Source organism: Streptococcus sp. GMD6S (assembly GCF_000297015.1).
This window is the reverse complement of sequence record NZ_AJRH01000024.1, coordinates 1-18,498: the sequence shown is the minus strand read 5'-3', so window position 1 is coordinate 18,498 and position 18,498 is coordinate 1. Positions and strand designations below refer to the sequence as shown.

12 protein-coding genes are annotated in these 18,498 nt (G+C 40.7%); 2 read left to right on the top strand and 10 right to left on the bottom strand.

The window, feature by feature from the left end; all coding sequences use genetic code 11:
• Window positions 1-4: 4 nt before the first annotated feature.
• From GMD6S_RS05395 to GMD6S_RS05350, 10 genes are all read right to left on the bottom strand, one after another.
• The gene (locus GMD6S_RS05395) at window positions 5-1,228 is read right to left on the bottom strand and encodes an FtsW/RodA/SpoVE family cell cycle protein (protein WP_000830416.1); all 1,224 of its coding nucleotides are present in this window, start codon (window positions 1,226-1,228) and stop codon (window positions 5-7) included.
• Between the two features lie 5 nt (window positions 1,229-1,233).
• The gene (locus tag GMD6S_RS05390) at window positions 1,234-3,723 is read right to left on the bottom strand and encodes a bifunctional DnaQ family exonuclease/ATP-dependent helicase (RefSeq protein WP_025172601.1); all 2,490 of its coding nucleotides are present in this window, start codon (window positions 3,721-3,723) and stop codon (window positions 1,234-1,236) included.
• A gap of 199 nt (window positions 3,724-3,922) precedes the next feature.
• Entirely contained in the window at window positions 3,923-4,774 is an 852-nt protein-coding gene (locus tag GMD6S_RS05385; RefSeq protein ID WP_000863000.1) for an NAD(P)H-hydrate dehydratase, read from the bottom strand.
• Between the two features lie 14 nt (window positions 4,775-4,788).
• Window positions 4,789-5,610 carry a hypothetical protein gene (locus GMD6S_RS05380; RefSeq protein ID WP_000601053.1) on the bottom strand — a complete coding sequence of 274 codons (822 nt, stop codon included), beginning with the start codon at window positions 5,608-5,610 and terminating at the stop codon, window positions 4,789-4,791.
• Between the two features lie 239 nt (window positions 5,611-5,849).
• On the bottom strand, window positions 5,850-12,950 hold the full coding sequence (locus GMD6S_RS05375) for an SIALI-17 repeat-containing surface protein (RefSeq protein WP_001042481.1): 7,101 nt from the start codon (window positions 12,948-12,950) through the stop codon (window positions 5,850-5,852).
• A 343-nt stretch (window positions 12,951-13,293) separates the two neighbouring features.
• Window positions 13,294-14,067 (bottom strand): HAD hydrolase family protein, encoded by a 774-nt coding sequence (locus GMD6S_RS05370; protein ID WP_000673621.1) that lies wholly within the window; start codon window positions 14,065-14,067, stop codon window positions 13,294-13,296.
• Between the two features lie 4 nt (window positions 14,068-14,071).
• Window positions 14,072-14,929 carry a bifunctional methylenetetrahydrofolate dehydrogenase/methenyltetrahydrofolate cyclohydrolase gene (locus tag GMD6S_RS05365; RefSeq protein WP_000057224.1) on the bottom strand — a complete coding sequence of 286 codons (858 nt, stop codon included), beginning with the start codon at window positions 14,927-14,929 and terminating at the stop codon, window positions 14,072-14,074.
• Window positions 14,930-15,077: 148 nt separating this feature from the next.
• Window positions 15,078-15,398: a TfoX/Sxy family protein gene (locus GMD6S_RS05360; protein ID WP_000168538.1), complete on the bottom strand. Its 321-nt coding sequence runs from the start codon at window positions 15,396-15,398 to the stop codon at window positions 15,078-15,080.
• 33 nt (window positions 15,399-15,431) lie between these two features.
• Window positions 15,432-16,166: an amino acid ABC transporter ATP-binding protein gene (locus GMD6S_RS05355; RefSeq protein ID WP_000140927.1), complete on the bottom strand. Its 735-nt coding sequence runs from the start codon at window positions 16,164-16,166 to the stop codon at window positions 15,432-15,434.
• Complete coding sequence (locus GMD6S_RS05350) at window positions 16,166-16,849, bottom strand: amino acid ABC transporter permease (RefSeq protein ID WP_001011621.1); 684 nt, start codon at window positions 16,847-16,849, stop codon at window positions 16,166-16,168. Before GMD6S_RS05350 ends, GMD6S_RS05355 begins: the two co-directional genes overlap by 1 nt.
• A gap of 191 nt (window positions 16,850-17,040) precedes the next feature.
• Between GMD6S_RS05350 and GMD6S_RS05345 the strand changes: the two genes are divergently transcribed.
• Both GMD6S_RS05345 and GMD6S_RS05340 read left to right on the top strand, forming a co-directional pair.
• On the top strand, window positions 17,041-17,271 hold the full coding sequence (locus GMD6S_RS05345) for a DUF1797 family protein (RefSeq protein ID WP_000443577.1): 231 nt from the start codon (window positions 17,041-17,043) through the stop codon (window positions 17,269-17,271).
• A 237-nt stretch (window positions 17,272-17,508) separates the two neighbouring features.
• Window positions 17,509-18,498: AAA family ATPase (locus GMD6S_RS05340; protein WP_000882478.1), on the top strand; the 990-nt coding region annotated here is incomplete at its 3' end.

Genomic DNA, 18,498 nt, shown 5'->3' with positions numbered 1-18,498 from the left:
CTCCTTATTTGATTTGTTTTAGGACGACTTTCTTTCGTTTGAATGGAACTTTTCCACTTTTCTCCTCCGCTAGATTGGTCTGGTAACTCATAGACAAGAGGAGACCGACACCAATGAGGTTGCTAATAATTGCGGAGCCCCCTTGAGAGATGAAAGGCAGAGGAATCCCTGTCAAAGGAAGTAAGCCTGTCACGGCACCGATATTTTCAAAGATATGGAAGAGCAACATCATGATAAATCCAGTCGAGATATAGGTGTAGAACTGGTTGTTTGACCTGAGCGTAATCTTCAACATCCGGTAAATAAGAAGCAAGTATAAAGCAACGACAAAGACCGAACCAATGAAGCCAAAGTCTTCAGCAATTACGGTAAAAATCATATCACTTTCACGTACTGGAATGAGGAGATTGGACACATTGAAACCTTGTCCAAACAAGCCACCACTTCCAATCGCAATTTGTCCCTGCGCCTGTTGGTAAGTCGTTGTTTGCGCAAAGTCAAAGGGATTGAGCCAAGCCAAGATGCGGTTGATCTGGTAAGTTGGCATCCCAATCTGATGCAAGAAGGCACGTCCATCCTTGCTTATAAAGATGGCCATGAAGCCTGCAACTGCAGTCACTCCTGTCACAAAGACCGGAATGATAATCTTCCACGAAACACCTGAAAGGAGAACCATACCGGAAAAAATAGCTACAAAGACCAAGGCAGTCCCCAGATCACTTTGTAGGGCTAAGAGGAGCAAGACTGGTATGGTAAAGGCGATCATCCAACCAATCAATAGGAAATCCAAGGGAATAGTCCGTCGCCATTCCTTGTGTTTTTGAGTGAATCTTACAATGGCTCGAGCCAACATCAAGATATAGGAAATCTTCATGAATTCCGATGGCTGGAAAAGTGTCGTTCCACCAATCGATACCCAGTTCTTGGCACCTGTTGACGCTACAAGATTTGGATTGAAGAAAACAAGAGGTAGGACCATCAAAGCCAACCCTAGACCATAAAGATAGGGAGTCACCTTCCATAAAAACTCGGTATTAAAGAACATGACCACAAATCCAATGACAAGCCCCAAGGAAATCCAAGCGATTTGCTGACCTAGAATTGGTAATACATTATTTGGATAGTCATGACTAACTGCTATATAAATGGCCACTACTCCAATCACCAGTAAACAAAACACTGGTAGGAGGAGGCTATAATCGACTCGAGAGTCGAAGGATCGTTTCATATTTTTTACCTTTTCTCTTTCTGGGATTTTTCTTTCATTCTATTGCGACGGGATTGGAGAAAATCAGCTACAGCAGGCTCTAGCTGTTCTCTAGAAAGAACCTGAACAGCCCTTTCTTTTGACAAGGTCTGGGCGATTTGTTTGCCGTAACGCTTGCTGACAACACGACTGTCTAAGATTAGAGCAACCGAACCTTGGTTGGGCCGTCTAACAGTACGACCAAGGGCTTGTTTTAGCCGAATGATCGCCATCGGTAACTGATAATCATAGAAAGGATTTTTCCCTTCTTGACGCAGTTCCTGGTTTAATTTTTTTGTTAAAGGCTCTTGGGGATTTTGGAAAGGCAATCTCGGAATCACTTGGATCACGCAAGGATGGGTTGAAAAATCAACCCCTTCCCAGAAACTACCTGTTCCAAGCAAGATCTTGCGTTCACCTTTTTCAAAACGTTTTTTCAGTTGACTTGGTTCCCCATTTTTATACTGAGCTAGATGCGGTTGGTCGAGCAGGTCCGAAACTGCCAGCAGCATTTCTTTTGAAGTAAACAAGACCAGTATGGGTTCTTGAAAGGCTTGTAAGCTTCGAATGACAGAAGCCACTTCACTAGCATAGTCAACAGGTGAAACTTCTGTCACAAGAGGAAAATCATCGACTAGAAAGACTTCTTGTTGCTCCTGTTTTGCTACATCAAGCCTAACAAGCGGAGCATCCGGAAATCCCAATAAATCTGCTAGGGAAACCCGATTGCTGATTTCAAGAGTGGCCGATACTCCTAGGAGCCTACAATCTTCTGGCAATAAGTCTGCTAGTATAAAGCGGCCTTTTTTACTTGAACAAATCAAGACATCCTTGCTCGATTTCTCTGCTGTAGCAAGCCAAAATTCACGGTCCGAGGTGAAAAAGTTTGCAATCTCTCTATACTCTGGGAGAGCTAGCTCCGAAAAATGCTGGCGCAACTCTTCAAGAGAATCCAACCACTTTCCATTCTTAAGGCCTGACTGGTAGTGCTCCATCAAGTAACGACATTCAAAGCCGATACTCTCAAGCAAGCGTTTCTGAACCAAATCTTCCTCTGTCTCCAAGGACTTATCAAGCTGGGTTACAAGATCCTCAAGACGATAAGCCTGCTGGGCTAGATTTTCGAGAGCTAGCAGCATTTTTTGAGCCTCATCCAAGATTACTAAACGGTTATCGACAAACTCTGGATTGTCTTCCAAACGAGTGACCAGATAAGCATGATTGGTCAGAAGAACACGACTGGTTTTTGCCTTTTCCTGCCCTCGTTTCCAAAAATCCTCTGTGGCAAATAAACTTTTCTTTGAAAGCTTGCCATCGTGGACTAGTTCTGGCAGAAAATGCTGATAGCGATAAAGTTGCCCTATTTCGTCCAAGTCACCTGTCTCTGTCTCTGTTAGCCAGATAAGCAACTGCATTTTAAAGCGTGTGAAAAGGCGATTGGACTCCAGTCGATGGAGAACTCGGTGAAAGGCATCCAGTTTTAAATAATTTTGAGGCCCCTTGAGACTATGAATTTCCAGATGGAAGACCTCTTTTAAGCGCTGACCTTCTTCTTGCATGATTTGATTTTGAAGAATTTTGGTCGGAACGCTCACTAGGATTCCAGCTTCACTCTCCGAGTTCAAAGCTGGAAGGAGATAACCATAAGTCTTGCCCAGTCCCGTTTGGGCTTGGATAAAGGAAGTTTGGTGTTCTTCCAATAATTGCTCAACCTTCTCCGCAAAATCCAGCTGCTGTGGACGTTCCTCCAGCCCCAATAAAGAAATGTTTTTAGCAAAGTCTTTGGATAACTTTTGTGGGACTAAGGCTTTGCTTTCCTTTCTGAGGAAAAGCCCATGAAGTTCCATCAAGTCGGGCGAAGATAAGAGAGATTGTTGCTGATAGACCTCCTCAATCACCAGATAACTTTCATAGAGAAGGTTGTCTGCAAGTTTTAGCAAGCTTTCTAAGAGCCCTTTTGGTAACTCAAATAGTTTTTGACGCATGTAGAGCAAGAGTTCAGCTGTTGCCTGAGCATCTGACAGGGCAGTATGGGCATGTTCCAGCTCAATGCCCAACTCTTGACAAAGGATACCTAAGTTATACTTTTCAAACTGAGGATATAGAACTTGGGCAAGCTCAACTGTATCCACCCGCGGTGTACGCAATTCATATCCTTCAAAAAAGAGAAATTCTGCAAGAAGGTTGGCATCAAACTGTACATTGTGCGCAACAAAAATACCGTCCTTAACCAATTCAAAAATTTTTCCGGCCACCTGAGAAAACTCTGGTGCCGCAGCCAAACGCTGATCGGTCAGACCCGTTAATTCTTTGATATGAGAATCCAAGGGTTCATGGGGATTGACATCGGTCGCATACTGATCAATGATTTCACCATTCTCAATCACCACAATGCCTACTTGAATAATTTTTGCCTTGCTTCCGGTGCTGGTCGCCTCTAAATCAACGACCACATACCGATCATTTCTCGCATTCATCATTAAAAATTATATCAAAAAAAGCATGATTTGACACCCCTCAACTTTGATAACAATCTCGCTTTCCTTGCGAGTTTGAGTAAAAATCAAGACCTTAAAAGTGAGAATTTCACGCAAGTTCAGCAGTTGGTCGCTAGTTCTGAGGTATTTGAAAACCTTATCAACAAAGCTACATCAACATAAAAAGGCAACCAAGGTATTAGCTGCCTTTTTGAGATATTTTTTTCATTGTTTTCGGAAGAGCTTTACTAATTTCGGTAGGCAAGACAAGGTAGTTTTCTTGAGCTAGTTCTTGCGCAATAGCTGAATGAAGGTGAGTTGCTGCCACCACTCTCTCATAGAGACTGACTTGGTGAAACTGACCTGCAAAACCTGCAATCATCCCAGCCAGAGTATCTCCCATCCCACCAGTTGCTTGATAGGGACCTCCAACCTGTAACTGATAATATTCAGACTGACCAGCTTTCCAGATACGAGTCGCTGAACCCTTCTCGACTAGAATCGTCCTTTGAGGAAAAGCAGAAAGAGCCCTAGCAGTCGCCTCTGTATTTTGATGGTCAAGAACTATACCAGACAGTCTTTCCCATTCCTTTTGGTGGGGGGTTAGGATGAGCTGACTAGATGGGAATGTCAAATGAGCTTTTGCTAAGATGCCCAAAGCACCGCCGTCTACAATCAAAATCTGGTCTTTTCTAAGGCTGTCACAGACCCGTTTTACAAGTTCTTCTCCAAATGCATCCTCTCGCAAACCCGGACCTAACAAGACAACTTCTGCCTTTTCCAACTGCTCTTTTAACAATTGCTGGTCTTGAAGAGAAAATGCCATGGCCTCAGGTAAAAGACTGTGCAGAGCCGGAATGTTCTCCTTATCCGTACCAACAGTCACCAAACCTGCCCCACTTTTGACAGATGCAATAGCTGACATGATGATAGCTCCCCCATAAGGATAGGTCCCTCCCAGCAAGAGCAGGCGCCCGTAATCTCCTTTATGACTGTGACGAGAACGTTCAATAATGACTTTTTCTAGTAAAGCTTGATCAATCACTTTCATCGATTTTTCCTCAACTATCCTTTATCTGATTGTTTTAAAACAACTTGATAGACTTTCTTAGTCCACTCTTCTAAGTCTTCTCCAGCATAGTCAAGATAATGCACCCTATCTTGTATTTTAGTTGGAATAATATTTTCAAATTGGCACTTATTATGAGTTGGAATAATGCAAATATACAACTCACTTAATAAATTAAGCATGTCCTTAATTTTTGCAACATGGTAACCATCAAAAATATAACCAGGAACTTTAATCAAATCTGTATAGATAAAATGAAAACTTACTCCAGGAATAAACTTGTCTTGTAATTCTTCCTCTGAAGGAGCTCGATCTAATAAACGCTCCATCGCCAATCGATAACCAGAACTTGTATTTGACCATCCTAACATGACATAGTCAAAATAATCTTTCGGATCAGATGCAGCATTTCGACTATCCAAAACCAACTCCTCAGCACCTTTCCCAAAAGCTTTTACAGCAGATAAGAGCTGGCCTGTTTTAAAAATAGAAATCGCTGCATCTATAGTCGTAGTATGACTACAGTAGTCTGAAGTCACTAACTTCTTATGTAGATCATAAGTCGAAGCTACTCTTTTATCTGTAGGGATAAATGGTGGAAGAAAGAGATGCTGACAGATGTAATCTAAAATTTCTTCTTTTAAACAAGAATCAGCACACTCAATACTTGTTTGACGTTTATGAAGTTTTTCGTAAGCTATAAATTTAGCAATTTTTTCTAATTCCCACTCTTGAATATTTGGATAATCAATTAGTGCTAAGTAGTATATTCCATCCCATTGTAAACTATATTCCCCATTATAAATTTTTAAAATCATCTAATCACCTCACTCCATTATACAACAAAAAGGTACACACCTTGCAATTTGGATTACTATTTTTCTGTCTAACTTTTGGGGTACAATTCACCTCTCTTGCTTACACCTATATAAAACTGGAGAAGACCATGATTGTCTTCTCCAGTTTTTAGATGCCATCAACTTACAATAGTTGAAAAAGAAACCAATTTTTAATCATCGACTAATATCTACAAATAGGATGTCATTAGACGCTGAGACTAATCTTCTTTGAGTTTTGCAGTTAATAAAGCTGCTGACAAGGCCAAGGTAACACCTGCCAAGAAAACAGCTGTTTCTGACTGTTTTTCACCAGTTTCTGGCAATCTCTTGTCTTCCTTAGCAACTTGAACTGGTGTTTCTGGAGTCTGAACTTTTTCTAACGAACTTAGTTTAAACTCTGGTTTTTCTACTGTCGGTGCTGGTTGATTACCTACTGTAGCTAGAATACCACGGTACTCTGGAAGTTTATGTTCTAGAGCCATTACAGCATTAACGCCACCCTTAAATTCAGGTTTCTCAACACTTGGTACTGCTTGATCTCCTACTGTGGCTAGAATTCCTGTGTATTCTGGAACTTCATTTACTGCTGCTTCTACAAAGTTAGCACCTCCTTTGAATTCTGGAACTTCATTGACTGGAGCAGGCTCCTCGCCTTTACTACTTGAAATAGATGCTTTCACTCCTACTTCAACAATGCGATCCTGAGCCTTTCTTTCTTCAGAATGAACAAGACTTCTAGTAGTACCCAAAACTTGAATATAGTCAACTTTTTCTCCATCTTGTCCTTCAGAAACGATACGACGTTGACCTTGAGCAAGTTCAGGGTTTTCACGAATAACTTCTTTAAACGGAAGCGGAGTCTTTTCAATTTCCAAACTTGGAGTTTCTACTACTAAGTTCTTAACGCCTTCTGTTGGTGTTGTTTGGAAGGTAGACTTAAAGTGTAAACGATATTCTTTCACCAGATTTCCATCTTTGGAAACAAGACGAACCAGTGTTGGAAGATTGGCATTTCCAGAATCCACAACTGTAACTACTCCATGTCCACTAGTTGTTGCAGTGACTTTTGGTTTTGAACCCATTGTTGTTAGAGTGTAATCTGTCACATTTGGATCAAAGTTTTCCAATGCTTTTCCGTCGATCGAAATAGTCGCTGATGGTGTTTCCACTTCTGCTCCCTTGCCTGCAGAGTAGGCTGTAAATTCTACAAGTGCAAGACCATTGGTAGTAGCCTTACGAGTCATGCGAGCACGAATTGCTGTCGTTTGAACCGGATCAAAATTAAACTCGATTGGTTTACCAGCTACTAATTCTCCAGAAGCTTTGTAAGGAATAGGTGCCCAATTTTCTGCCTTGTTGAATGGATGGTCAGCATTTTCTTCATAACGAGAAATCGTACTTGGTTCTGTAAAGGCAGGGCCAATATATCTTTCTAGAACCATTTTCTCTGGGGCATCTGTTCCACTATCTTTAAAGAACTGAATAGCTACTTTTCCAATAGATTGGGTGGCAATTTTACCGTCCTTCTTAAAGAGTAGTCCGACAGAAGTTTCTTCATTTTTCGGAGTACGAGACCAGTTTGTCCAACGTCCATCTTCATTGTATTTTCCATCATTGATATAGAAAATTCGATCATGTGAAGCTGCTTGTGTATCGTTCGTTGTCGAAGCAAAGGCTTTAGAATCCGTTTCATTGTTGCTTGGATTTTCTGAAATGACTTGATTTCCTTTAGAAACAACTGTCACCTGCATTTTAGTCGTTAGATTTGTACCAATGACATGACCGGTAATTTCAAATGTTCCCTCATGCTCTGTTGCATGTTCAGGAATAGCATCCCATTTCACTGCCAGTTTATCTGTAGTCCAAGTAGTTGAAGTTGGGTAATAAACAGTGACTTCTGAAGGAAGTTGAAGAGCATCTCCAACATTCAAGATTTTAGCACTATTTTCTGCAGCAAGAGGTTGACTAGTTTCTCTCTCATCATTGCGGAAGATTCTATATTCTTTCAATACCGTACCATCTTCTGCTTTTAAGATGAGACGTGTTGCACCTTTTGGACTGGTTGCAGGAACAACTGTTACCAAACCATTATTGCTAGCTGTTGCAGTGATTTCTTTGCTAGATTGAGGAATATAGTAATCGGTCTTAGATGGATTAAAGTGTTCAAGATCCTTGCCATCTACCTTGATAGAAATCTCTGAACTTGTAGAGCTTACTACCTTGTTTCCAAGGACAGTTAGCTCTGTCAGACCAACACCTGAAGTTCCATCAGCCTTCTTCATACGAATACGAACAGCATAGGTTTCTACCTTGTCAAATGTGAAGTGATTTGTTTGAGTTGCAGATAGCTGACTTGGAGCATGTAAGTTTTCAACTGCTTTCCAATTGTCTGGATTGTTAAATGGATGATTGCTAGCTCGTTGCGCATGACTGACATCACTTGGTAAATCAGGAATTTCTTTACCTACATAATATTCAACTACATATTCTTTTGGAAGACCAATTGCTCCATCAGTATAGAAATCAACCGACAAATTGTTGACAAAACGTTTCGTCAAGTCTCCTGAATTACCAAATAAGATAGAAGCCCAGTCATTATCAGTATTTGTTCTCCAAGTTGTCCATCTATTTTTAGTATCTGATGGCGTTCTTGATACAGTCAAGTCGTTCAAGGTATTGGCTGAATCATCTCCACCTGTATTGGATACAATGGCAGCTGGTAATTGTGAACCTGTCCATTGTTTAGAGATATTATTTCCAGCAACCACTTGACTAGACACTCGAACATGAGCTTTAGTTGTCAGATTGCTACCTACTAAACGACCATTGATTTCATAGACCCCTTCAGTTTGACTAAAGTTAGCTGGAACCTGATCCCAAACAACATCTTTGTAGATAGTTGTTCCGTTAGAATGGTAAGTCCGGACATTGGCTGGCAATTGAACCGTCTCACCCTTAGGTACTGTGAGGCTGATTTCCTCTGAAACTTGCAATCCTTCAACCGTTACAGTCGCTTGTGCTTCGATATCTGTACCTTCCACATGTCCTTTAAGCGTAAAGCTATGATAGTGCCCCAACTCTTTTTCATCTACCTTATCCCAAGTTACAGATACTTTGCGTGGTAAGCCCTTATCAAATTCTGCTCCAACTTCTTTAGGTAGATTCGGTTGCTGATTGATGTCTGTAGAAACAGATACAGGATGCAGTTTCACAATCTTCTTGTTAACTTTATTTTCTTTAATCACTACTTCAGTAGTTAAAGATTCTGTTTTCTCTGTTTGATTATCGATTCGAGGTGTCAAAGTCACTCTTCCCTTAGTATAGAGCAATAGATTCTGACCATTCACCTCAAGATGTCCCCCATCAGATGATTTAGCTTCTAAGTGAATATCTGAAGCCGAAAATTCTGTTTGTGAACCATCCTCATAACGACCAATGACGTGATAAGTTAATACTTGATCTTCAGTGGCAGTTTCTTTTCCTTCTACAACCACTTCCAAACGTTTCAAAGCAGGAGCTTCCTTCACAAACTGAATTAAGTAAGTTTGAACCAAGTCACCCTTTTGGTCACTCAAGAAGAGAGAAGCCTGATAACCATTATCAGCAGAAGCTTGCTGAACAGTTACTTGATATCCGGTACTCTGAGCTCCAACACTTGGAATTGTTCCAGTGTAAGGAAGAGATACACGGTAATAGGTCTTGCCAGACTCAAAATTCTCAAGAGCTTTATCCCCAACAGTAAGTCCTGTAATGCTACTTGTTGTTTCCTTACTACTTGCGATAAAGGTTGCAGTCACTTCACGGTCGTCATCTACCAATTTACCAGTAGCCTCCGTACGTCCACCTTCCTTGTTCAAAGCAGCAGGGTCTTTCAAGGTCCAAGAAACAACATCAGTATCAATCAAGCTACCATCTGTCAGAACAGCAGTGACCGTTTTATCCAAATCAGCAGCATTCGTTCCAACTGGGACTGTAGCAACTTTTGGTAACCATCTATCTAAAGCAATCACTTTAACAAGTGCCTCAGCTGGGGTTTCCAAACCTTCCACTCGTCCAGAGACTTTCTTTTCACCTGCACTTGTAAGCAAGTCTGATGGCACGTCCCATGTTACAGTCTTTTCCTCAACACTACCATCGCTATAAATAGCTGTTACTGTTTGAGGCAATTCAGGATTTGTTGTCACGTCAGTTGTTGCTTTTACAGGAGCAAAGGCTACAAAGTGACGGTTTTCTTTCTTACCAGACACAGTTGCGACTGTTGCGCTATCAGAAGTTAAACCAGCAGAATCTGCATAAAGAGTAAATTTACCTTCTTTTTCTGTTGATTTTACAATGACAACCCCTTTACCATTGAAAGCACGTCTTTGCCATGTTCCATCTGCTTGAGCTTTGTAGCGTTCACGACTAGCTTGTTCTCCATTATCCACACCAACGATTTGTCCCTGACCATGAAGATTGAAATGAACAAGATTGTTAGCTGTTGGAACCACATTCCCATCACCATCAACAATTTCGTAATGGATGTAGGATAGGTCTTTTCCATCTGCAGTGATAACATGCTCTTCTTTAGTCAGACGAACTCTTGCTGGCTCCCCAGCAGTTGTCACACTATCACGCGCAATTTCATTCCCATTTTCATCTCGAGCAATCGCAGTCAGTGTACCTGGTTGGTATTTCACAAGCCACTCAAGATACAATTCACTTGGTTTAGCCCCCTCATGATATGGACGTCCATCTTCTGTCGTTTTCTTAGTAAATTCCTTTTTACCAAGTGACTCTCCATTTAAGAACAATTCGACGCTTGCAGCATTTGAGAAGGTACGAACCGGAACCTTTCCATCAACCAGCATCTTGCGTTCCTTAAGGGTCTCTTCAGTCCAGTTCCAATGTGGTAAAATGCGAACAGTTGGCTTTTCTTTAGCACTATACCATTCACTACGGTAAAGGTAGAAATCATTCTTTGGTAAACCAGCTGTATCAATAATACCAAAGTAAGAGCTCTTGACAGGTGTACTATCTTGGTTATGCCATGGAGTCGGTTCTCCAATATAGTCAATTCCTGTCCAGATAAATTGTCCAGCATAGCCAGCACGATCACGGTCAAAAGTCCATGATTCAGTAGCTGTTCTTCCCCATCCAACACGGTCATTACCATAGTCAGATTGTTCATAGTGACGATTTGGACGATTGTCATGTCCAAGGATTTGAGCAGGGTTATAATAAGAATCACGCGTTCTAGTAGCTGAAGAGGTTTCAGAACCATAAATGAGCCAGTCTGGATGAGCACTACGAACCGCATCATAAAAACGTTCACCATAGTTCATACCGACAGCATCCATGATTTCTGCGAGTTTCAAGAAATCACCTGTCGCTGCACGACTAAATTTATTTTCACCCATGGTGACATAACGTTCAGTATCAATCGCCTTGATAATAGCCTTCAGACGTTTAGCTGTCTCGATAGAACGAGGACTACCATTTGCCTCCTCTACCTCATTTCCAAGAGACCACATGACGATAGACGGATTGTTCTTATCACGTTCTACCATTGTTCTGAGATCAAAATCAGACCACTTCTCACCCTTCTTAGCCTCCGGATGAGTTGCATCTTGATCAAAGAACCGTCCATAGTCGTAAGTCTTCTTGCCACCATACCAAGTATCAAAAGCTTCCTCTTGAACCAAGAGACCTAAACTAGCTGCAGCATCAAGCAACTGAGGACTCGCTGGATTGTGGGTTGTTCGAATAGAGTTAACCCCCATATCTTTCAAGAGTTTTAATTTACGATAGGTAGCCTTATAATTCTCTTCTGCCCCCAAGGCTCCATTGTCATGGTGAATACTTACTCCGTGGAATTTCATGCGTTCACCATTCAGAGAGAAACCTTCCTCAGCAGTCCAATTGAAATAACGGTAACCAAATGTATCTTCTGTTACATCAACTAGTTGACCTTCTTTATAAACCTTTGTTTTCAACACATACAGTTGAGGATGATAACTTTTTGTCGTCCAAAGAGTTGGTTTATTAACTAGGATTGTTTGTCTGAAATCTGCAGTTTCATTTTCTGCTAAATTCTTCGTTTCAGAGCGGACTAATTCTGAAACAACCTTACCTTCCTTAGTAAAAATTTGTTGTTCCACAAAGACTTTAGCAGCCTTCTTATCCGTATTTTTAATCTTACTTTGAACCTGTGTTTCAACATTCCCTTCTTTTTGCTCAGCAAGTTTTGGAGTAGTGATATGATTACCATTTTCGGCAACATGGACTTTATCACGATAACTCAGGGTTACATCACGATAAATCCCACTTCCTGAATACCAACGACTACTTGGTTGCTTATTGGTCACTTGAACAGTAATTGAATTTTCACTACCATCCTTGTTTAAAAATTCTGTGATATCATATGAAAAATGATTATAGCCACTTGGATAATGTCCGACAAATTTACCATTTACATAGACTTTTGAATCCATGTAAACCCCATCAAAATTGATACGAACATCCTTATTCTTGTCAGCTTCATTTAATGTGAAAGTCTTACGATACCAAGCTGTTCCACCATTTAACTGGCCACCCTCATTACGCGCGGGAGATTTGTGATCAAAGTCAAAATAAATACTCCAATCATGAGGAAGATTCAATTTAGACCAATCATGAACATCCACATCTTTTTTTGAAAAATCTCCTTGGGCATTTAGTTTAAAATACCAATCTTTATTAAAATCTTGTTTTCGTTCCGATAATAGCTGTTTTTCCTTTTCAACTTCGGCTTTGTTTGACTCTCTAGACAGCACTTGCGATTTTTCAGAAGAAGATTTGATCTCTGTGTCTGCTTTCACTTGGTCCTTTTCAGAAGTTTTTTTAGAATCCTCTTTTACTTCTGTTCCAGCTTTTACTGCAGATTCAACAGGCTTTGGCTTTGCCTCTTCAGATTTCTGTTTGTCCTCAACCTTAGTTCCTTCTTCTACTTTATTTGGAGTTTCCCCTTTAGGACTAACCAATTCACGACTACTCTCGTTAGTAGGTTCTGTATCCTTAGTCACTTTGTCTTCTGCCGATTCAGCTTTTGGTTTTACAAACTCACGCCCACCATTCTCATCAGCCTTTGCAATAGCAGCTACCACATCATCGGGAAGCTTATCTAAAGGTTGAGCTTGATGAACAGTTGTTTCTTCTGTTTTAGCATTGGATGAATCCACCTCCTCAGCTTGTACAGCAGAAATACCAAATATACTAGCCCCAATCATTACAGATGCCGCACCTATTGCAAATTTACGAATGCTATAATGACAACGTTTATCAAAAAGTCTTTTGTTCATTAAAATCCTCATTTCTTTTTCTTGATACAAAGTAAGCGTTTACTTTATTTTAAAAAATAACCTCCTTCTGAATACACAAACAAGTACCAAGTTTTATAATGTATTTTATATATTAAATATATCAAAAGGCACCTTAAATTGCAATTATTTTCCATTAATTTAACCCAATAAAATGATATATAAGAAGGGGTCATTTAAAAGGAATAGTTGCAATGAAAATAGCTTTCGGTTCTAGACTCTTTCTACTACAAATTGAATTCCATTAATATCTTTTTCAAACTTCAAATTTATAGTTTATAGACTGCATTACTCTACATAAAAAGAAGGCGAACCTCCTTCTACACTATTTTCCCTTAAATTCCGCAAAGGTCTGTAAGATTTTGGCTGCTACTGCTAGAGAAGGAGCTCCTTTTAGCTCTAACGTTTCATCTGCATATGGAGTAAGACCAGTAAAATCTCCAATCTGGACAGAATAGAGAGACGTCTTAAACAGTTCAATATCGTTTTGGTCATTTCCAAAAGCGATGAAGTTCTCCCCACACAACTTTTCAACAGTTGTCGCCTTATGAGTATCCAAGGGATTAACATAAAGGCACTTTTCATGTGCATGATAGGAGAGATGAGCCTGTCCTAGTCTTTCTAGCTGACCAAGCAGATCATCAAGCAAATCCTCGTGGTCACCCATATAAACGACTACCTTAATCGGAGTCCCCAAGTCCTCGAGTTTCTGATGACGAGCCACCTTTAGGGGATCCACACTGGAAATAAATGGAATCTTCTCTACAATCTGACCACTATAATCAAAGCAATCATCTACAAAGAAAGGGAGATTATAAGTCTGGCAATAATCCACTAGCGCCTGATACACTCTAGCATCGAGATTTCTTTCGAAGATAGCCTTCCCCAGATGATAGGCCACGCCACCATTCAACCCTATGACCAAGCGCTGGCTGAGTTCAGGTCCTAATAAACCCAAGCAATCCCGATAAGAGCGGGCTGAGGCAAACACAAGCTCATGCCCATAATCTTCAGCCTTTAAAAGAACCTGCTGAATCTCCTCATCTATGGTCATGTAGTCAAAAGATAGCGTTCCATCCAGGTCAAATACGAATTTCATCTTCCTAGTCCTCGTTTAGTGTTCGAAGCGCTGCCTGATAGGTTTGCTCCATTAGCATGGTAATCGTCATAGGACCAACTCCACCCGGTACAGGTGTGATGTGGCTAGCAAGTGGTGCAACAGCATCATAATCAACATCTCCACAAAGCTTGCCATTTTCATCTCGGTTCATCCCAACGTCAATGACAACCGCTCCCGGTTTGACAAAGTCAGCTGTCACAAACTTAGCACGACCGATTGCAACCACAAGAATATCCGCCTTAGCAGCAACCTTAGCAAGATGATGGGTGCGTGAGTGGGTCAAGGTCACAGTCGCATTCTTGGCTAAAAGAAGTTGGGCCATCGGTTTTCCAACGATATTTGAACGACCGATAACAACCGCATTTTTACCTTCTAGATCAATCCCATATTCATGAAACATCTCCATAATTCCTGCAGGTGTCGAAGGAATCATAACCGGATGACCAGACCATAGACGACCCATGTTTAGGGGATGGAAACCATCCACGTCTTTTTCGGGGTCAATGGCTAATAAAACTGCCTCTTCATCGATATGTTTTGGCAAAGGTAATTGAACCAAAATCCCATGCCAAGCTGGATCTTGATTGTATTTGGCAATCAAGTCTAACAATTCCGCTTGGGTAATGGTCTCTGGAACTCGCACGACTTCACTACGGAAGCCAGCAGCGAGAGCTGACCGTTCCTTATTGCGAACGTAGACTTGGCTGGCAGGATTGTCCCCCACCAAAATCACTACCAATCCTGGAACTAGACCTGTTTCTTCTTTTAGTTTAGCCGTCTTCTCAGCCAACTGTCCTTGTAACTTAGCCGCAAGAGCCTTCCCATCGATAATCTGAGCCATATCTCTTCTCTTTTCTATCAAATATCCTCTATTATATCAAAAAATAACTCGCCATCCTAACACTTCTTGCCTAATGGACCCTATAGTCTGAAACTATAAGAAAAAGCCCTTATCGAGCTTTTATGCCTATTTATACTAGGTAAACTTGTTATGCTTTCTTTTTGACTTTTGGAGCCGGTAAGACTTCATACATCTCCTTGATTAATCTGATTAGACATGATTTATCTTCAATGTCTTCTATCAAAATCATCTCCTTAGCTCCTTCATAAGGACGTTCAAGCCTAGTCTGTCCCAGTTGATCCATGACCAGCTTCACAGGCTTCAGTAACAGACGATTATCATAGATTCCCCCAATAATCTTCCCACGATAATAAAGGATATACTCTCCCATCATTGGACGATAACTCATCTCCTCTAGCTCTGATAGCTGTTCGAGAATAAAATTTAAATATTCTTTACTGGAAGCCATGATGCCTACTCCATTTCTTCTAAAAATGAGGTATTACAAAACCTTACTCAAAAATTCCTTGGTCCGTTGTTCTTTTGTTTGATCGAAAATCTCCTCTGGTGTTCCATCTTCGACAACAACTCCATCCGCCATAAAGATAACACGGTCTGCTACCTCACGCGCAAAGCCCATTTCATGAGTCACAATCACCATGGTCATCCCTGACTTGGCAAGGTCTTGCATAACAGCTAGAACTTCTCCAACCATCTCAGGGTCTAGGGCTGAAGTCGGCTCATCAAAGAGCAAAACATCTGGCTCCATTGCCAGTCCACGTGCGATAGCAATCCGTTGTTGCTGACCACCTGACAAACTCTGTGGATAGGTCGTTGCCTTATCTGGCAAGCCAACTTTTTCTAACAGTTCCTGTGCTCTTTTCTTCGCAACTTCCTTGCTTTCACCTTTGGTTTTAATTGGTGACAAAGTGATATTTTCCATCACTGTCATATTGGGAAAGAGGTTGAATTGTTGGAATACCATACCCATCTTTTCACGCATGGCAAAAAGGTCATTTTTCTTATCTGTGATATCAACTCCTTCAAAGATAACCTTACCTTTACTTGCTTCTTCAAGTAGATTCATCGAACGAAGGAGGGTTGATTTCCCGCTCCCTGACGGACCGATAATGACCACAACTTCTCCTCGTTTAATCTCAAGGTTGATGCCTTTTAAAACTTCATTTTTCCCAAAAGACTTATGTAGTTCTTCAATTTTAATCAAGGTTTCTGTCATTATTTCTTGTCTCCTTGTCCAATATGTTTTTCAAATGCTTTCAACGCCACTGTCAAAACAGAGGTCATAATCAAGTAATAAAAGGCTGCAAATAAAAGGGGAGTCAACGGTAAATAAGTTGTTGTTGCTACTGTCGTTGCACCATTCCACAACTCCATCACCCCAATCGCCGACAAGAGGGAACTATCCTTGATAATGGTGATAAATTCATTTCCTAGAGCTGGAAGAATATTTTTGATAGCTTGTGGCAAAATGACATAACGCATGGCATTTTTCGGACGAATACCAAGAGAGTAAGCAGCCTCTAACTGCCCTTTAGGAACCGCATTGATCCCCGCACGAACAATTTCTGAAACGTAAGCTCCACTATTCATAGAAATAATCAGAATACCAGGAATCAAACGAGAAAGATCAACTCCTAAAATTCCCACTTGGATAGTCGGAGCATTGATATGCATAAGAGCAAAGGCAATCATAATCTGAACCATCATCGGAGTACCACGGAAGATCCAAACATACACATTCGCAAACCAAACGAGCGGTTTAAAGCGTGATCGCTGAGCAAAGGCCAGTAACACACCTATAATGGTCCCTAAGCAGACAACAAGGATGGAAATCAATACGGTAATCAGAGCACCATAGTTAAAATATGGTAAATACTTTGGTAAAAAAGAAAAATTCATATTCAATCAACTTTCTATGTATTAGATTGTATGATTATAACATGAATTGAATTAAAATTCAATCCTTTTTCCCTAATTTTAACAATTAACTTGATAGAATGGAGAAATAGAGAGAAATCACAGTTTTTTTCTAGTCAACTACCTCTTGTTTATGGTAAAATAGAAACGATAAGAAATGGAGGAGAATCAAAATGGAATCACATTTGGTTAGAATCATTAACCGCCTAGAAGCAATGACAAAAGATGGTGGAAATCTAAAACGTAATTTTGAACGTGAAGGTGTTGTTGTCGCAGAAGTTGCATACAGCCACGACGAAGAAAATGGATCACTCTTCACCCTTCGCGATGTAGAAGCTCGTGAAACTTATACCTTTGATAGCATTGATTTGATTGCAATGGAGATCTACGAACTCCTTTACTAATATAAAAACAACGGGCAGTAAGGCCCGATAAATGAGAATCCTTTTTGTCACCACAAATGGGATTTTTTCTTACCTTCAATGTCGCTGGATTCTCCATGAATCCCTCTTTTAAAAACGACCACTTCCCAATCTTTTTACTTGCTTTACACCTTAATCATGCTATAATGAGAGTATAAAACTTTGACTATTCTTGACCTTTTTCTTAGACCAAGAATAAGAATGAAATGAGGTAGATGTATGCTCTGTCAAAACTGTAAAATAAACGACTCAACAATTCATCTGTATACCAATATCAATGGACAGCAAAAGCAAATTGATCTCTGTCAAAATTGCTATAAAATTATCAAAACAGATCCAAATAATACCCTCTTTAAAGGAATGACTGACTTAAACAATCATGACTTTGATCCTTTCGGCGACTTTTTCAATGATTTGAACAATTTCAAACCTTCTTCTAATAACGTCCCTCCAACTCAATCTGGTGGGGGATATGGAGGAAACGGTGGTTATGGACCTCAAAACCGTGGCCCACTTCAAACACCTCCTAGCCAAGAAAAAGGACTCCTAGAGGAATATGGTATCAATATTACTGAGATTGCTCGTCGGGGAGATATTGACCCTGTTATCGGTCGAGATGAGGAGATTATCCGTGTTATCGAAATCCTCAACCGTCGAACCAAGAACAATCCTGTCCTTATCGGAGAACCAGGTGTTGGTAAAACAGCTGTTGTGGAAGGTCTAGCTCAGAAGATTGTCGATGGCGATGTCCCCCATAAACTCCAAGGCAAGCAGGTCATCCGTCTGGATGTGGTCAGTCTAGTCCAAGGAACAGGGATTCGAGGCCAATTTGAAGAACGTATGCAAAAACTCATGGAAGAAATCCGCAAACGCGAGGACATCATCCTCTTTATCGATGAAATCCATGAAATTGTTGGTGCAGGATCTGCTGGCGATGGCAATATGGATGCAGGAAATATCCTCAAACCAGCCCTTGCCCGTGGTGAATTGCAAATGGTCGGAGCCACTACTCTCAATGAATACCGCATCATTGAAAAAGATGCCGCCCTAGAGCGACGTATGCAACCTGTCAAGGTAGATGAACCAACTGTCGAAGAAACCATTACCATCCTCAAAGGGGTTCAAAAGAAATACGAAGACTACCATCACGTCAAGTATACTGATGCGGCTATAGAAGCTGCTGCAAATCTATCCAATCGCTATATCCAA